This window comes from Achromobacter sp. FW305-C-30-7 (assembly GCF_058783105.1).
In genome coordinates, this window is sequence record NZ_JBYSYI010000008.1 from 177,359 (window position 1) to 190,844 (window position 13,486).

12 protein-coding genes are annotated in these 13,486 nt (G+C 67.2%); 8 read left to right on the plus strand and 4 right to left on the minus strand.

The window, feature by feature from the left end; genetic code table 11:
* Positions 1-1,020 (minus strand): TRAP transporter substrate-binding protein, encoded by a 1,020-nt coding sequence (locus AC3WOB_RS24245; protein WP_013394500.1) that lies wholly within the window; start codon positions 1,018-1,020, stop codon positions 1-3.
* A gap of 112 nt (positions 1,021-1,132) precedes the next feature.
* Between AC3WOB_RS24245 and AC3WOB_RS24250 the strand changes: the two genes are divergently transcribed.
* From AC3WOB_RS24250 to AC3WOB_RS24280, 7 genes are all read left to right on the plus strand, one after another.
* Positions 1,133-2,194: a LacI family DNA-binding transcriptional regulator gene (locus tag AC3WOB_RS24250; protein WP_013394499.1), complete on the plus strand. Its 1,062-nt coding sequence runs from the start codon at positions 1,133-1,135 to the stop codon at positions 2,192-2,194.
* A gap of 114 nt (positions 2,195-2,308) precedes the next feature.
* The gene (locus AC3WOB_RS24255) at positions 2,309-3,208 is read left to right on the plus strand and encodes a LysR family transcriptional regulator (RefSeq protein ID WP_492276400.1); all 900 of its coding nucleotides are present in this window, start codon (positions 2,309-2,311) and stop codon (positions 3,206-3,208) included.
* A gap of 22 nt (positions 3,209-3,230) precedes the next feature.
* Positions 3,231-4,139: a transporter substrate-binding domain-containing protein gene (locus tag AC3WOB_RS24260; RefSeq protein WP_492276401.1), complete on the plus strand. Its 909-nt coding sequence runs from the start codon at positions 3,231-3,233 to the stop codon at positions 4,137-4,139.
* An 81-nt stretch (positions 4,140-4,220) separates the two neighbouring features.
* Positions 4,221-4,976, plus strand: a complete 756-nt coding sequence (locus AC3WOB_RS24265; RefSeq protein WP_492276402.1) for an amino acid ABC transporter permease — start codon at positions 4,221-4,223, stop codon at positions 4,974-4,976.
* Positions 4,973-5,656: an amino acid ABC transporter permease gene (locus AC3WOB_RS24270; protein ID WP_013394495.1), complete on the plus strand. Its 684-nt coding sequence runs from the start codon at positions 4,973-4,975 to the stop codon at positions 5,654-5,656. Before AC3WOB_RS24265 ends, AC3WOB_RS24270 begins: the two co-directional genes overlap by 4 nt.
* A 33-nt stretch (positions 5,657-5,689) precedes the next feature.
* Positions 5,690-6,418 carry an amino acid ABC transporter ATP-binding protein gene (locus tag AC3WOB_RS24275; RefSeq protein WP_013394494.1) on the plus strand — a complete coding sequence of 243 codons (729 nt, stop codon included), beginning with the start codon at positions 5,690-5,692 and terminating at the stop codon, positions 6,416-6,418.
* A 24-nt stretch (positions 6,419-6,442) separates the two neighbouring features.
* Entirely contained in the window at positions 6,443-7,303 is an 861-nt protein-coding gene (locus AC3WOB_RS24280; protein WP_492276403.1) for a D-amino acid aminotransferase, read from the plus strand.
* Between the two features lie 219 nt (positions 7,304-7,522).
* Here the strand turns inward: AC3WOB_RS24280 and AC3WOB_RS24285 are convergent, their stop codons facing one another.
* Positions 7,523-8,371, minus strand: a complete 849-nt coding sequence (locus AC3WOB_RS24285) for a class I SAM-dependent methyltransferase (protein WP_207464267.1) — start codon at positions 8,369-8,371, stop codon at positions 7,523-7,525.
* A gap of 125 nt (positions 8,372-8,496) precedes the next feature.
* Between AC3WOB_RS24285 and AC3WOB_RS24290 the strand changes: the two genes are divergently transcribed.
* Positions 8,497-10,557 carry a transcriptional regulator gene (locus tag AC3WOB_RS24290; RefSeq protein WP_492276404.1) on the plus strand — a complete coding sequence of 687 codons (2,061 nt, stop codon included), beginning with the start codon at positions 8,497-8,499 and terminating at the stop codon, positions 10,555-10,557.
* 17 nt (positions 10,558-10,574) lie between these two features.
* Here the strand turns inward: AC3WOB_RS24290 and nirD are convergent, their stop codons facing one another.
* Positions 10,575-10,925 (minus strand): nitrite reductase small subunit NirD, encoded by a 351-nt coding sequence (gene nirD / locus AC3WOB_RS24295; protein WP_013394490.1) that lies wholly within the window; start codon positions 10,923-10,925, stop codon positions 10,575-10,577.
* Complete coding sequence (gene nirB, locus AC3WOB_RS24300) at positions 10,925-13,474, minus strand: nitrite reductase large subunit NirB (protein ID WP_492276405.1); 2,550 nt, start codon at positions 13,472-13,474, stop codon at positions 10,925-10,927. Before nirB ends, nirD begins: the two co-directional genes overlap by 1 nt.
* Positions 13,475-13,486 lie beyond the last annotated feature (12 nt).

Below are 13,486 nucleotides of genomic sequence, written 5' to 3' on the forward strand. Positions count from 1 at the left end.
TCAGACCAGCTTGCCGACGGCCTGCTCCAGCAGGGTCCAGGCCTCGTTGCCGAAGCGGCCCTGCCATTCCTTGTAGAAGCCGGCGGTGCGCAATTGTTCGCGGAAGCTGTCGGCCGACGGCTGGTTGAACAGCAGACCCTTGCCTTCCAGATCCGATTGCACCGAGGCATTGAGCTTCTTGATGTCTTCGCGCTGGGCCAGACCGGCCTCGTTGATGCCGCGCGCCACGATGGCCTTCAGGTCCTGCGGCAGGCCTTCCCACATGCGGCCGTTGGCGATGAACCAGTAGCCATCCCAGATGTGGTTGGTGAGCGAGCAGTACTTCTGCACTTCGTACAGCTTGGCCACCTGAATGATGGGCAGGGGATTTTCCTGGGCGTCCACCACCTTGGTCTGCAGCGAGGAATACACCTCGCTGAACTGCAGGCTGGCGGGCGCGGCGCCCAGGCCCTTGAACATGGAGATCGGCAGCGAGCTGACCGGCACGCGGATCTTCAGGCCGTCCATGTCGGCGGCGGACTTGACCGGCGCCTTGCTGCTGGTGGTCTGGCGAAAGCCGTTGTCCCACATTTTCTCGAAGGCGTAGAGGCGGCGCTGCGCGATGGCGGCGCGCACGTGGGCGCCGAGCGCGCCGTCCATGGCGCTCCAGACCTGGTTGTAGTCCTTGAAGGCGAAGCCCACGGCGTTGATGGCCGCGACCGGCACCAGGGTGGCGATGACCAGGGCGGACGGGGTGAAGAAATCGATGCCGCCCGAGCGCACCTGGGCCAGCATGTCGGTGTCGCCGCCCAACTGGTTGTTCGGGAAGATCTTGATGTCCACGCGGCCGTTGCTTTCCTTGAGGATGCGTTCGGCGGCTTCCTGGGCGCGGATATTCAGCGGGTGCGTGACCGGCAGGTTGTTGCCGTACTTGAGCGTGTAGTCGGCCGCGCGGGCGATCAGCGGGAAGCCCGAGCTCAGGGCGACGGCGGGAACCGCGCAAAGGCGGCGTAGGGCACTGCGGCGTGTCAGCAGCTTCATGGTTGTCTCCATAATTCTGGTTATGATGTTTTTTGATGTGCCACAACAGCGCCAGTACCATGCGGCAGAATGGACAATAGTGAATCAACGCTATCATCGTCAAACCTGATTAATGATGGATTTTGATGTGAATCGAACGCCTCCCGAACGCAAGCTGGCGCGCCTGGCCGATGTGGCGGAGCGCGCCGGAGTGTCCACCGCCACGGCCGACCGGGTCCTGAATCGCCGGCCCGGCGTGCGCGCCAGCACCGCCCAGAAAGTCTTCAAGGCGGCCATCGAACTGGACTATCTGCCGGAACAGGAGGTGCTTGCGGCCGCCGCGCCCGAGCCCCTGCGGCTGGTGTTCCTGCTGCCGCGCGGCAGCAACCGCTACCTGCGCATGCTGGGCGACACCGTCAGCTACGCCCAGGAGCACTTCGCGCCGCTCAACGCCAAGTGCCAGGTCGAGTATGTGGAAAGCTTCAATCCCGACGCGCTCGCGCAGGCGCTGGCCAGGCACGGCAAGCGCGCCGACGGCATCGCGTTCATGGCGCTGGAGCATCCCGCCGTGCGCGAGGCCGTCAACCTGCTGGCGCAGCAGGGCGTGCCGGCGGTGACGCTGATTTCCGACCTGGCCAACAGCGCCCGCGTGGCCTACGTGGGCCTGGACAACCGCGCGGCCGGACGCACCGCGGGCTACCTGATTGCCCGTTTCATCGGCTCGCGCGCGGCGCATGTGGCGCTAATCGCCGGATCGCGTCACTACCGCGCCCATGAAGAGCGCGAAGGCGGCTTCCTGCAGCTGTACGCCGAACAGTTCCAGGCCATGCAGGTGGTGGATCTGCGCGAGGGCTATGACGATGCGCAGCGCAACTACGAGCAGGCCCGCCAGTTGCTGGAGCAGTACCCGCAGCTTGCCGGCATCTACAACATCGGCGGCGCATCCGACGGCGTGGCGCGCGCGTTGAAGGAAGCCGGCTTGCAGCACCGCGTTGTCTTCATCGGTCACGGCCTCACGCCCGACACCCGCGCGCTGCTGATAGACGGCACCATGGACGCGGTCATCACGCAAAGCCCGATGGAAGCGCTGATGAGCTGCGTGCGCATCTTCTGCAACCTGCGCGACAAGCGCAGTCCGATGAACGGGGTGGAACTGGCGCGCAGCCAGGTGATCTTCCGCGAAAACCTGCCGTAGACGGGCGGGTCCGGAGTAACCCTGACTGCGGGGGCGTTATGCAAACTATGCATAAGGCCCCCGGACGCGGTCCCTATACTGCCTCGCATTCAATCTGACGGCGCGGCGGTTGTTATGGATCTACGTTGGTTCCAGGATTTTCTGACCCTGGCGGAATGCGGGCAGTTCACCACGGCCGCCGAATTGCGGCATGTCTCGCAATCGGCGTTCAGCCGGCGCATCCAGTCCCTGGAAACCTGGGCTGGCGCCGCGCTGATCGACCGGGGCTGTTTCCCCTTGCGTCTGACCGCGGCGGGCGAGCAATTCCGATCCAATGCCGCCGAGATCGTGCGCAAGGTGGTGGATGCGCGCGGCGAGGCCGGCGTCACCGGCCATGACGGCGCAGTCCTGAGGGTGGCGATGCCGCATTGCCTGGCGACCTCGCACTTTCCGGGTTGGTGCGTCCGTTGGAAGGACGAGAGTGGAGTCGAGTCGCTGCGGCTGCATGTGGGCAATGTGCACGACTCGGTCGAGTGGTTGGCCGCCGGCGTGGTCGACCTGCTGGTGTGCTTCCGCCACGCCGCCGAAGACATACAACTGGATCCGCAAGCCTATATGCGGACCGGCATGGAGCCGGACTTCCTGCGCCTGTTCCGCCCCGCCGCCATGCCGGTGGACGAGACCGCGCTGTACGCCGTGGATTCCCCGGCGCGCTATCCCTATGTGTCGCATGCCCAGGGCGCCTACTTCAGGCGGCTGGTCGACCTGTCTTGCGGCGACCTGCTGCAGCGCCCCGTCCTGCGACGCGTTTGCGAAACCGATTTCGTGGATGGCGCGCGCACGCTGGTCAGCGCCGGCGTCGGGCTGGCATGGCTGCCCGAATCCAGCGCCCGGGTGTCGGTGGACGCCGGGGAGATCGTCGCGATCAAGGACCGCCGCTGCGCGATCCCGATGCAGATCTGCATGTATGCCCGTCGCCAGGGGCCGGCCCAGGAGCCCGTGGAACGCGTATTCAACCTCTATACCAAGCGCTGACATAAACCCCAAGGAGAAAAGCATGGCACTTTGCATCAAGGCATCGGTCGCGGCGTTGGCGATCTTTATGGCGGGCGCCGCCTCGGCCCAGCAACTGGACGGCACGCTGAAGAAGGTCGCCGACACTGGCACCATCACCATCGGCCATCGCGAGACCTCGATCCCGTTTTCCTACTATGACGGCAACCAGAAGCCCGTGGGCTACTCGATCGACATCTGCGAGCGCATCGTCCGCGCGGTGCAGACCCGGCTCAAGCGCAGCGACATCCAGGTGAAGTACCTGCCGGTCACCTCCGCGACGCGCATTCCCCTGATGGGCAACGGCACCATCGACCTGGAATGCGCCTCGACCTCCAATACCCTGGACCGCCAGCAGCAGGTGGCGTTCTCGGTCACCACCTTCGTGACCGGCAATCGGTTTCTCAGCCAGAAGTCTTCCAAGTTGCGCACCGTCGACGACCTGAAGGGCAAGGTCGTGGCCTCGACTTCCGGCACCGCGAACATCCGCCAGATCAATGAGTTGAACGAAACGCGTGGACTGGGCATGCGCATCGTGCCCGTGAAGGAGCATGCCGAAGGCTTCCTGATGGTGGAGACCGGCCGCGCCGCCGCCTTCGTCATGGACGACATCCTGCTGTATGGCCTGATCGCCAACGCCAAGCAGCCCGACCGCTACGAGGTCTCCGACGCGTCCCTGTCGATCGAACCCTACGCCATCATGCTGCGCCGCGACGATCCGCAGTTCAAGGCGCTGGTGGATGACGCCATCAAGGCCCTCTACGCCAGCGGCGAGTTCCAGGCGCTGTACGACCGCTGGTACCGCAGCCCGCTGCCGCCCAAGGGCATCAACCTGAACGTGGCCATGAGCGAGGCGCTCAAGCGCGTGGTCGCCACGCCCACCGATTCGGGCGATCCCGCCGCCTACCGCTAGGCCCAGGCTTAGCCGCAATACGCCGATGCGCGGCCCCGGCGAGGGGCCGGGACCGCGCGCGGCCAGATCATCGAGAAAAGCATGGCATATCAATGGAACTGGGGCGTGTTGTTCGCCCCGTCGCCCGACGGCGGGCAGACGTATCTGCAAACCCTGCTGGACGGGCTGAGCGTGACCGTGAAAACGGCGGCGCTGGCGTGGCTGATCGCGCTGGTGCTGGGTCTGGCGGTCGGCGTGGCGCGCACGCTGCCGTCCCGCGGGGTGCGCGCGGCGGCAGCCGTTTATGTGGAAGTGTTCAGGAACATCCCGCTGATCGTGCAGATGTTCCTGTGGTACTTCGTCTTGCCGGAGCTGCTGCCGACGGCGGCCGGCGACTGGATCAAGCAATTGCCCGACGCGTCCTTCTATACGGCGGCGCTGGCTATCGGCATGTACATGTCGGCGCGCATCGTGGAACAGCTGCGCGCCGGGATCGAGGCCTTGCCGCAGGGCCAACGCAACGCGGGCCTGGCGCTGGGCCTGACCTTGCCGCAGCTGTACCGGCACGTGCTCTTGCCCAACGCATTGCGCACGGTCCTGCCGACCATGACGTCTGACTGCCTGAACACCATCAAGAACACCTCGGTGGCGCTGACCATCGGGCTGGCGGAGCTGACTGCCCAGGCCCATGCGATGCAGGAATTCTCGTTCCAGGTATTCGAGGCTTTTCTGACCGCCACCATGGCCTACCTGGCGCTCAATCTCATCGTCATCGTGGTGATGCGCGCGCTGGAATACAAGCTGCGGATTCCGGGCCGGGCCGCTGGCGGGCGCATGGCGAAAGGGAGCCGGGCATGACCGATTTCGATCTGCAATCGATTATTGACGCCTTGCCGTACCTGATCCTGTCCGGCTTGCGCTTCACCCTGCTGCTGACCTTGACGTCGACCGTGGGCGGCGTGCTGCTGGGCACCTTGCTGGCCGTTGCCCGGCTTTACGGCGGACGCCTGGCGGCGTGGCCTGCGACGGTATACGTGAACCTGTTCCGCTCCTTGCCGCTGGTGCTGGTGATCTTCCTGATCTATTTCATCCTGCCCTATGCCTTGCAAGCGATCACGGGATCCGAGCGGCCCATCGTGCTGGGCGCCATGGGGTCGGCCTTCATTACCTTCATTCTGTTCGAGGCCGCGTACTTCTCGGAAATCATCCGGGCAGGGGTAGGCAGCGTCGGGCCCGGCCAGTATGCCGCGGGCAGCGCCCTGGGCCTGCGACACGGCCAGGTGCTGCGCAAGGTGATCCTGCCGCAGGCGTTTCGCAACATGCTGCCGGTGCTGCTGACCCAGGTGATCGTCATCTTCCAGGAAACCGCGCTGGTCTATGTCCTGTCGCTCACGGATTTCCTGGGGGCGGCGACCAAGATCGCGCAGCGCGACAACCGGCTGGTCGAGATGTACATGCTGGTGGCGCTGGTGTTCTTCGTGATCTCGTTCACCGCCTCGCGCGGCGTGCGGGCGCTGCGCGCCCGGATCGGCGCCTGAGCGCCCGGGCGTTTCCATTCGGAGTCTACATTCATGATCGAAATTCAACAGGTCGGCAAGCGCTACGGCGACTTGCCGGTACTCAAGCAGTGCTCGCTGCGCGTGCAGCGCGGCGAAGTGGTGGTGGTCTGCGGGCCGTCCGGGTCGGGCAAGTCGACGCTGATCAAATGCGTGAACCGGCTGGAACCGTTCGATGCGGGCCGCATCGTGGTCGACGGCACCGACGTCGGTGCGCCGGGCACGGACCTGCCCAAGCTACGCGCACGCGTCGGCATGGTGTTCCAGCACTTCGAGTTGTTTCCCCATCTGACGGTGCGGGAGAACGTCTGCCTGGGACAGGTCAGCGTGCTGGGTCGTAGCCGCGCGCAGGCGATGGAGAAGGCCGCCGCGCTGCTGGAACGGGTCGGCGTGGCGGCGCATGGCGACAAGCATCCGGGGCAGCTTTCGGGCGGCCAGCAGCAGCGGGTCGCGATTGCGCGGGCGCTGGCCATGGACCCGGTGGTGATGCTGTTCGACGAGCCGACCTCGGCGCTCGACCCGGAAATGATCGGCGAAGTGCTGGATGTGATGACGGGGCTGGCGCGCGACGGCATGACCATGATGGTCGTCACGCACGAGATGGGATTCGCGCGCCGCGTGGCCGACCGCGTCGTGTTCATGGAGTCCGGAGAGATCGTCGACGACGCCAGTGCCGAGGCATTCTTCGGCAACGCCGCCTCGGCGCGCTCGCGCGCTTTCCTGTCCCGCATCATCAGCCACTGATTTCTCTCACCTTCATAAGCTTCCATGTCCTCCATTTTTCATATCAACGGCAATCTCGTTCCGGCCGAACAGGCCGTCATCCCGGCGCTGGACCGGGGGTTTCTATTCGGCGACGGCGTCTACGAAGTGATTGCGGTGATCGACGGCCTGTTGCTGGAGTTCGAACGGCATGCCGCCCGCCTGGCGCGCAGCCTGACCGAGGTCGGCATCCGCAATCCGCTGCCGCGCGACACGCTGCTGGAGCGTTGCCGCGAACTGGTGCGGCGCAACGGCCTGCGCGAAGGCTCTGTCTATGTGCAGGTCACGCGCGGCGCGGACAGCAAGCGCGATTTCGCCTTTCCCGTCGAGGTCGAGCCCACCGTGATGATGTACGTCAGCGAGAAGTCCTTGCGGGTGAATCCGCTGGCTGAATCTGGCGTGCGAGTGGCAAGCGTGCCGGACATGCGCTGGCAGCGGCGCGACATCAAGAGCGTGTCGCTGATCGCCCAGGTGCTGGCCAAGCAGGCCGCGCAGGCCTCGGGCGCGTTCGAGGCGCTGATGGTCGACCCCGACGGCGTGGTGACGGAAGGAGCGTCGTCGAGCGCGCTGCTGGTCGACGCGCAGGGGCGGATCGTGGTGCGGCCCTTGTCGCGCGAGATACTGCCGGGCTGCACCCGCGCCGCCGTGCTGGCGCTGGCCGCCAAGCGCGGGGTGGCCGTGGAGGAGCGCAAGTTCACGCTGGACGAGTGCCGGCGGGCGACGGAACTGGTGTTGACGTCCGCCTTGCACTTCGTGCTGCCGGTGATCGAGCTGGACGGCCAGCCCGTCGGCACGGGACGGCCGGGACCGGTATGCCGGGAGCTGCGGCAACTCTATATGGAGTACGTGCTGGCGTCCGCGCTATAGCGCTGCGCGAGCCGCGGCGGGCGTATGATTCCCGATAAGGGCTCGCACCCCGTCCGGCAATGGCCGGCACGCCATTGCCTCCTTCATCGCAGGGTTGCTCAACCTCGGTCACCCGGGCCTATCGTCGGGTGACCGTGAAGGCGTTGCGCCATGGATCATTTCCTGTCCGCTGTCCGCGTGGATGGCCCGGACCGCGCCAAGGCTGGCATCAAGACCCGGTCACCGGCGGGTCACCACGATCTCCAGGTATTCGCTGGGTACGACCATCGCGCTATCGCCAGAGCGGTTGTACCGGTCTATCTGCACCATGAGATCGTTGGTCAGCGCGGACTGCGCCGCAGGTTCCAGCGCGCCAAAGGCCTTGAGCAGCGGACCATAGTAGGTCTTGAAGACCTGCAGCCAGTGCTCCGGCGAGCGGTAACGGAACACGAAGTGGCGGGGTTCGGCCTGGATCGAGGACGCATGCGGGCCGAACATTTCATCGATCCGCGCTCGGGTGCCCCACAGCGCGGGCGATTTGATCCCGGCGGGCGGCGGCAGATGCTTGCCGATGGTCTTGAAGACCTGGCCGATGAAGCCGTCAGGCGTCCAATTGGCCAGGCCGATCTTGCCGCCGGAGCGGCACACGCGGACCATTTCGGCTGCCGCCTGGTCCTGGTCGGGGGTGAACATCACGCCGAAGGTCGAGACCACCGCGTCGAATCTCCCATCCGGGAAGGGCAGGGCTTCGGCATCGGCCTCCTGGAACTCGATCTGCAAGTGTTCGGCGGCGGCGCGTTCGCGGGCGCGTCCCAGCAGCGCCGGCACGTAGTCGGTCGAGACGACATCGCACCAGCGGCGTGCGGCGGCCAGCGAGGCATTGCCGTTGCCGGCGGCCACATCGAGCACCTTCTGTCCGGCGCGGACGTCCAGCGATTCGCACAGCTGTTCTCCTACGATCTGCAACGTGGTGCCGACAACGGCATAGTCCCCGGAAGCCCAGGTGCCCTGCTGGCGTGTCTTCAAGGCGGCCAGGTCGGGCTGCGCGGTGTCGCGCACGGGGCTGGTGGCGAGGGAGGAAATGGACATGGTCTGTCTCCGTTAAAGCGCTGTGTATGCGGCAGCGGGCGAAGCCAGCCTGCCGGGGAATCGCAACCGGCGCCGCGCAGGCTTGCGCGCACCGTGCTTCCCGAGATCCAAGTTAAGAGCCGGCCATGGAGGCGGGCGTGGTAGCCGGCGTGGAATCGGCCGAGGGTTCGGCGGACCGCGATCCGCCGGGTGGTTCCGTCCCCGGCGCGGTTCTCCAGTTGCGGCTGCTCGGAGCCATGGCGATCAGCCGGGGGGGCGCAGCCGTGGCGCTGCCGCCATCGCGCAAGCTGCGCGCGCTCATCGCCTACCTCGCGCTGGCTCCGCATCCCGTGCAGCGCGCGCATCTCTGCGAGTTGTTATGGGACGTGCCGAACGATCCGCGCGGCGAGCTGCGCTGGTGTCTCAGCAAGGCCAGAACCCTGCTGGACGATCCGGGCCGCCGCCGGGTCGAGACGGCGCAGGACACGGTGAGGCTGGACCTGGCCGACTGCCAGGTGGACGCCATCGAGATCGGCAGCGCGATGCAGCAGGGCATCGTCCGGCTGGACAGCGAGCGGCTGCGCGCGCTGGCCGGTCTGTTTGCGGGCGATTTTCTCGAAGGGTTGGGGATCGATCGCAATCCCTTTTTCAACAACTGGCTGACCGCGCAGCGCCGGCGCTTGAGGGCCTGCCATGCGGCAGTCCTGGAGCATCTGGCGGCCGGTCTGCCCGCAGGGTCCGGCGAGGTCTTCGCCTGCCTGGATAAGTGGCTGCAGCTTGCCCCGTTCGACCGGCGCGCCCACGAGCTGCTGCTGGAACTGCTGGCGCAGCGCGGCCAGTGGCGTGAAGGCGAGGAGCATCTGGCCGCGGCCATGCGGGCCTTCGAAGCGGATGGCCTGGACGGGCGGCCCCTGCGCGACGCATGGCGGGAACTCAGGGGGCGAGCCAGCCAGACGCCACGGCCGGACGCGGCCCGGAGGGAGGAAGCCGAGAGCCCGGTCGCGGACGCCGGCGACCGCGCGGGCCGCGCTTCGATCGCGGTGATGCCGTTCGTGGACCGCTCGGCGCAGGCCGGCGTGCGGGGAGGGCTGGCGGACGGCCTGGCCTATGACATCATCACCCGGCTGGCCAAGCTGCGCAGTCTGTTCGTCATCGCCCAAGGCACGGTTTTTGCGCTGGACCAGCGCAATGTGGGGCCGGACGAGGCTGGCCGTACGCTCAATGTGGACTATGTCGTCAGCGGTGCGCTGCAACGGCGCGAAAAGCGCATAAGCGTGGCCGTGGAACTCGTGGAATCGCGAACCGCCCGCATCGTGTGGGCGGACGTCTTCGACCGCGAGCTGGATGACGCATTCCTGGCCCTGGACGAGATCGGCAACCGGATCGTGGCCGCCGTGGACATCGAGATCGAATCCGCCGAGCGCAACCGGGCCATTCTGAGGCCGCCGAACTCCCTGGACGCCTGGCAGGCGCATCATCGCGGCCTGTGGCACATGTACCGCTTCAACCGGGCCGACAACGCGCAGGCGCGGCATTTCTTCGAGATGGCCTTGCGCCTCGATCCGACGTTTTCACGCGCCTACGCCGGCCTGTCGTTCACCCATTGGCAGGACGCGTTCCAGCGTTGGGGCGAGCCGGCACCGGCCATCGACCTGGCCTTCGAAGCCGCCGGGCAGGGCCTGATCGCCGATGACCGCGACCCGGCGGCGCACTGGGCCATGGGCCGGGCGCTATGGCTGCGCGGCGGCCAGGACCAGTCGCTGGCGGAGTTGAGGCGCGCCGTGGACCTGAGCCCGAACTTCGCCCTGGCGCACTACACCCTGGGCTTCGTCAACTGCCAATCCGGCGACGCCGAAGCCGCGATAGGCTCGTCCGACCATTCGCGCGACCTGAGCCCCTACGACCCGCTGCTGTTCGGCATGCTGGCCGTGCGCGCGCTGGCGCTGGTCCGCCTGGGCCGGTTCGAGGAGGCCGCCGACTGGGCCCTGAAGGCCGCGGCGCGTCCCAATGCCCATGTGCACATCCTGGCGATCGCGGCCTGCTGTCTTGCGATAGCCGGCAAGGGCGATGAAACGTCCGGCCTGCTGGCCGCGATCCGCAAGACGCATCCTTCGTATCGCGTGGACGATTTCCTGGCGGCATTCCGCCTGACCGGCGACGCCGAGGCTTTGTTCCGGCAAGGCGCCAGCCGCATCGGGCTGGGCTAAGCCGGAGGCGGCGCGCCTCAGGCGATCTCCACCGCATCGCCGTTCAAGCGCGCCTGCCAGGTCCGCAGGCGCTGTTCCGGGTACTGCACGCACACGCCGTCCTCCAGCCGGAAGTGTTGCTTGTAGAGCGGCGAGGCCACCACGAGTTCGCCGCCGACGTGGCCGACGAGGCCGCGGCCGATGACGTTGGCGCCGGATCGGGGGTCGCGGTTTTCCAGGGCGTAGACGCCGCCGCCCGCGGGCTGCGGCACGTAGAAGAGGGCGATCTGGGCGCCATCCACCAGCGCCACCACGCCGGAGTTGGGCACCAGGTCCTGGCGGCGGCACACCGGTAGCCAGTCTTGGGGTTCGCGGATCAGGGCGTCCATCAGGCAATCTCCTCGGCGATGGGGATGACGCGCGCGGGAGCGGGCCGGGGCTGGCCGCGTTCCTGCACGAACTGGATGTCGGGATCGGCGCCGCGATCATTGACGAAGGTGCGGAAGCGCTTGAGCTTTTCCGGGTCGTTCAGCGCGTTGGCCCACTCGCATTCGTAGCGGTCCACCACCAGCTGCATCTGCGCTTCCAGCTCGGCGCACAAGCCCAGGCTGTCCTCCAGCACCACCTGCTTCAGGTAGTCCAGGCCGCCCTCCAGCGATTCGCGCCAGACCGAGGTGCGCTGCAGCTTGTCGGCGGTGCGGATGTAGAACATCAGCAGGCGGTCTATGGTGCGGATGAGGGCGGCGTCGTCCAGGTCGGTCGCGAACAGTTCCGCGTGGCGCGGGCGCATGCCGCCGTTGCCGCAGACGTAGAGGTTCCAGCCGTTCTCGGTGGCGATGACGCCGATGTCCTTGCTTTGCGCCTCGGCGCATTCGCGGGTGCAGCCGGATACGGCGAATTTCAATTTGTGGGGCGAACGCAGGCCCTTGTAGCGGTGCTCGATGTCCAGCGCCATCTTGACGCTATCCTGCACGCCGTAGCGGCACCAGGTGCTGCCCACGCAGGACTTCACCGTGCGGGTGGACTTGCCGTAGGCGTGGCCGGTCTCGAAGCCGGCGGCGATCAGTTCCGCCCAGATGTCCGGCAGCTCATGTAGCTGCGCGCCGAACAGGTCGATGCGCTGGCCTCCCGTGATCTTGGTGTACAGCTGGTACTTCTTGGCCACGGCGCCGATCGCGATCAGGCCGTCGGGCGTGATCTCGCCGGCGGGGATGCGCGGCACCACCGAGTAGGTGCCGTTCTTCTGCATGTTCGCCATGAAGGTGTCGTTGGTGTCTTGCAGCGGCACCAGTTGCGGGTCCTGGATCGGGCGGTTCCAGCACGAGGCCAGGATGGAGCCCACGGCGGGCTTGCAGATGTCGCAACCCTGCTGGCCGCGCCCGTGGCTGGCCAGGAGTTCCTCGAAGGATTCGATGCCGTTGACGCGCACGATGGCGTACAGCTCCTGGCGGGTGTGCGGGAAGTGCTCGCACAGGCTCTTGTCGACTGCCACGCCGCGGCTGGCCAGTTCGTGTTCGACCACCTGCTTGAGCAGGCTGGCGCAGCCGCCACAGCCGGAGGCCGCCTTGGTGCTGGCCTTGACCGCGGCCAGGTCCGCGCAGCCGCCGTCGATCGCGGCGCATACCGCGCCCTTGCTTACGTTGTGGCAGGAACAGAGGGTGGCGCCGGCCGGCAGCGCGTCCACGCCCAGCAGCGGCGCGCCCTGGCCCTGCGGCAGGATCAGGCTGGCCGAGTCCGCCGGCGGCGCGATGCCGTTTTGCACGTATTGCAGCAGCGTGTCGTAGTAGCTGTTGTCGCCCACCAGCACCGCGCCCAGCACGCGCTTGCCGTCGGCCGACACCACCAGGCGGCGGTAGCCGGCGCCGGCTTCGTCGATGTAGCGGTAGCTGCGCGAACCGGGCGTGGCGCCATGGGCGTCGCCGATCGAGCCCACGTCCACGCCCAGCAGCTTGAGCTTGGTCGACATGTCGGCGCCGCTGAACGCCTGCGCGGCGTCGTCGCAAAGCGCTGCCGCCACCGTGCGCGCCATCTGGTAGCCGGGTGCCACCAGCCCGAACACGCTGCCATTCCAGGCCGCGCATTCGCCGATGGCGTAGATGTGTTCGTCGCTGCTGCGGCAGTGGTCGTCGATGGCCACGCCGCCGCGTTCGGCCAGCGTCAGTCCGGTTTTGCGCGCCAGCGTTACTTGCGGCCGGATGCCCGCCGAGAACACGATCAGGTCGGTTTCCAGCGGCGCGCCCTCGGCAAAGCGCATGCGGTAGCGGTATTGCGTGCCGGGCTTGATGTCCTGCGTGGCGCGCGACAGGTGCACGCCCACGCCCAGCGCCTCGATGCGCGCCTTGAGCGCCGAGCCGCCTTGCTCGTCCAGCTGCACCGGCATCAGGCGCGGCGCAAACTCGACCACGTGCGCCTCCAGGTTCAGCGACTTCAGCGCGTGGGCGGCTTCCAGCCCCAGCAGGCCGCCGCCTACCACCACGCCGCGGCGCGCGCCGTGGGCGGCCTCGCGGATCAGGTCCAGGTCGTCGAGCGTGCGGTACACCAGGCGCGATGCGCCTTCCGCGCCCACGATCGGCGGCACGAAGGGGTAGGAACCCGTGGCCAGTATCAGTTTGTCGTAGGCGCTGCGGCCGCTGGCGGTCACGATCTCGCGATGGCGGCGGTCGATCTCCAGCACGGGCGAGCCCAGGTGCAAGGTGACGCCTTCCTGTTCATACAGCGCCGCGTCGCCCAGCGCCATTGATTCCGCGTCGCGCCCGTTCAGGTATTCGGACAGGTGCACGCGATCGTAGGCGCGGCGGCTTTCCTCGCCGTAGACGTGGATGCGGTAGCGCGCAAGCGCGCCGCGGGCGATGAGTTGCTCGACGCAATGGTGGCCCACCATGCCGTTGCCGATGACAACGAGAGTCTGCAGAGAATCGGATGAGGCCGCTACGTTCATGGGATATCCCCG

Coding starts and splice junctions, on each gene's coding strand:
- AC3WOB_RS24270 (WP_013394495.1), top strand. CDS start 4,973: ATGACCGATTTCGATCTGCAATCGATTATTGACGCCTTGCCGTACCTG.
- AC3WOB_RS24265 (WP_492276402.1), top strand. CDS start 4,221: ATGGCATATCAATGGAACTGGGGCGTGTTGTTCGCCCCGTCGCCCGAC.
- nirB (WP_492276405.1), bottom strand. CDS start 13,474: ATGAACGTAGCGGCCTCATCCGATTCTCTGCAGACTCTCGTTGTCATC.
- AC3WOB_RS24290 (WP_492276404.1), top strand. CDS start 8,497: ATGGAGGCGGGCGTGGTAGCCGGCGTGGAATCGGCCGAGGGTTCGGCG.
- AC3WOB_RS24245 (WP_013394500.1), bottom strand. CDS start 1,020: ATGAAGCTGCTGACACGCCGCAGTGCCCTACGCCGCCTTTGCGCGGTT.
- AC3WOB_RS24280 (WP_492276403.1), top strand. CDS start 6,443: ATGTCCTCCATTTTTCATATCAACGGCAATCTCGTTCCGGCCGAACAG.
- AC3WOB_RS24285 (WP_207464267.1), bottom strand. CDS start 8,371: ATGTCCATTTCCTCCCTCGCCACCAGCCCCGTGCGCGACACCGCGCAG.
- AC3WOB_RS24275 (WP_013394494.1), top strand. CDS start 5,690: ATGATCGAAATTCAACAGGTCGGCAAGCGCTACGGCGACTTGCCGGTA.
- AC3WOB_RS24255 (WP_492276400.1), top strand. CDS start 2,309: ATGGATCTACGTTGGTTCCAGGATTTTCTGACCCTGGCGGAATGCGGG.
- AC3WOB_RS24260 (WP_492276401.1), top strand. CDS start 3,231: ATGGCACTTTGCATCAAGGCATCGGTCGCGGCGTTGGCGATCTTTATG.
- nirD (WP_013394490.1), bottom strand. CDS start 10,925: ATGGACGCCCTGATCCGCGAACCCCAAGACTGGCTACCGGTGTGCCGC.
- AC3WOB_RS24250 (WP_013394499.1), top strand. CDS start 1,133: ATGATGGATTTTGATGTGAATCGAACGCCTCCCGAACGCAAGCTGGCG.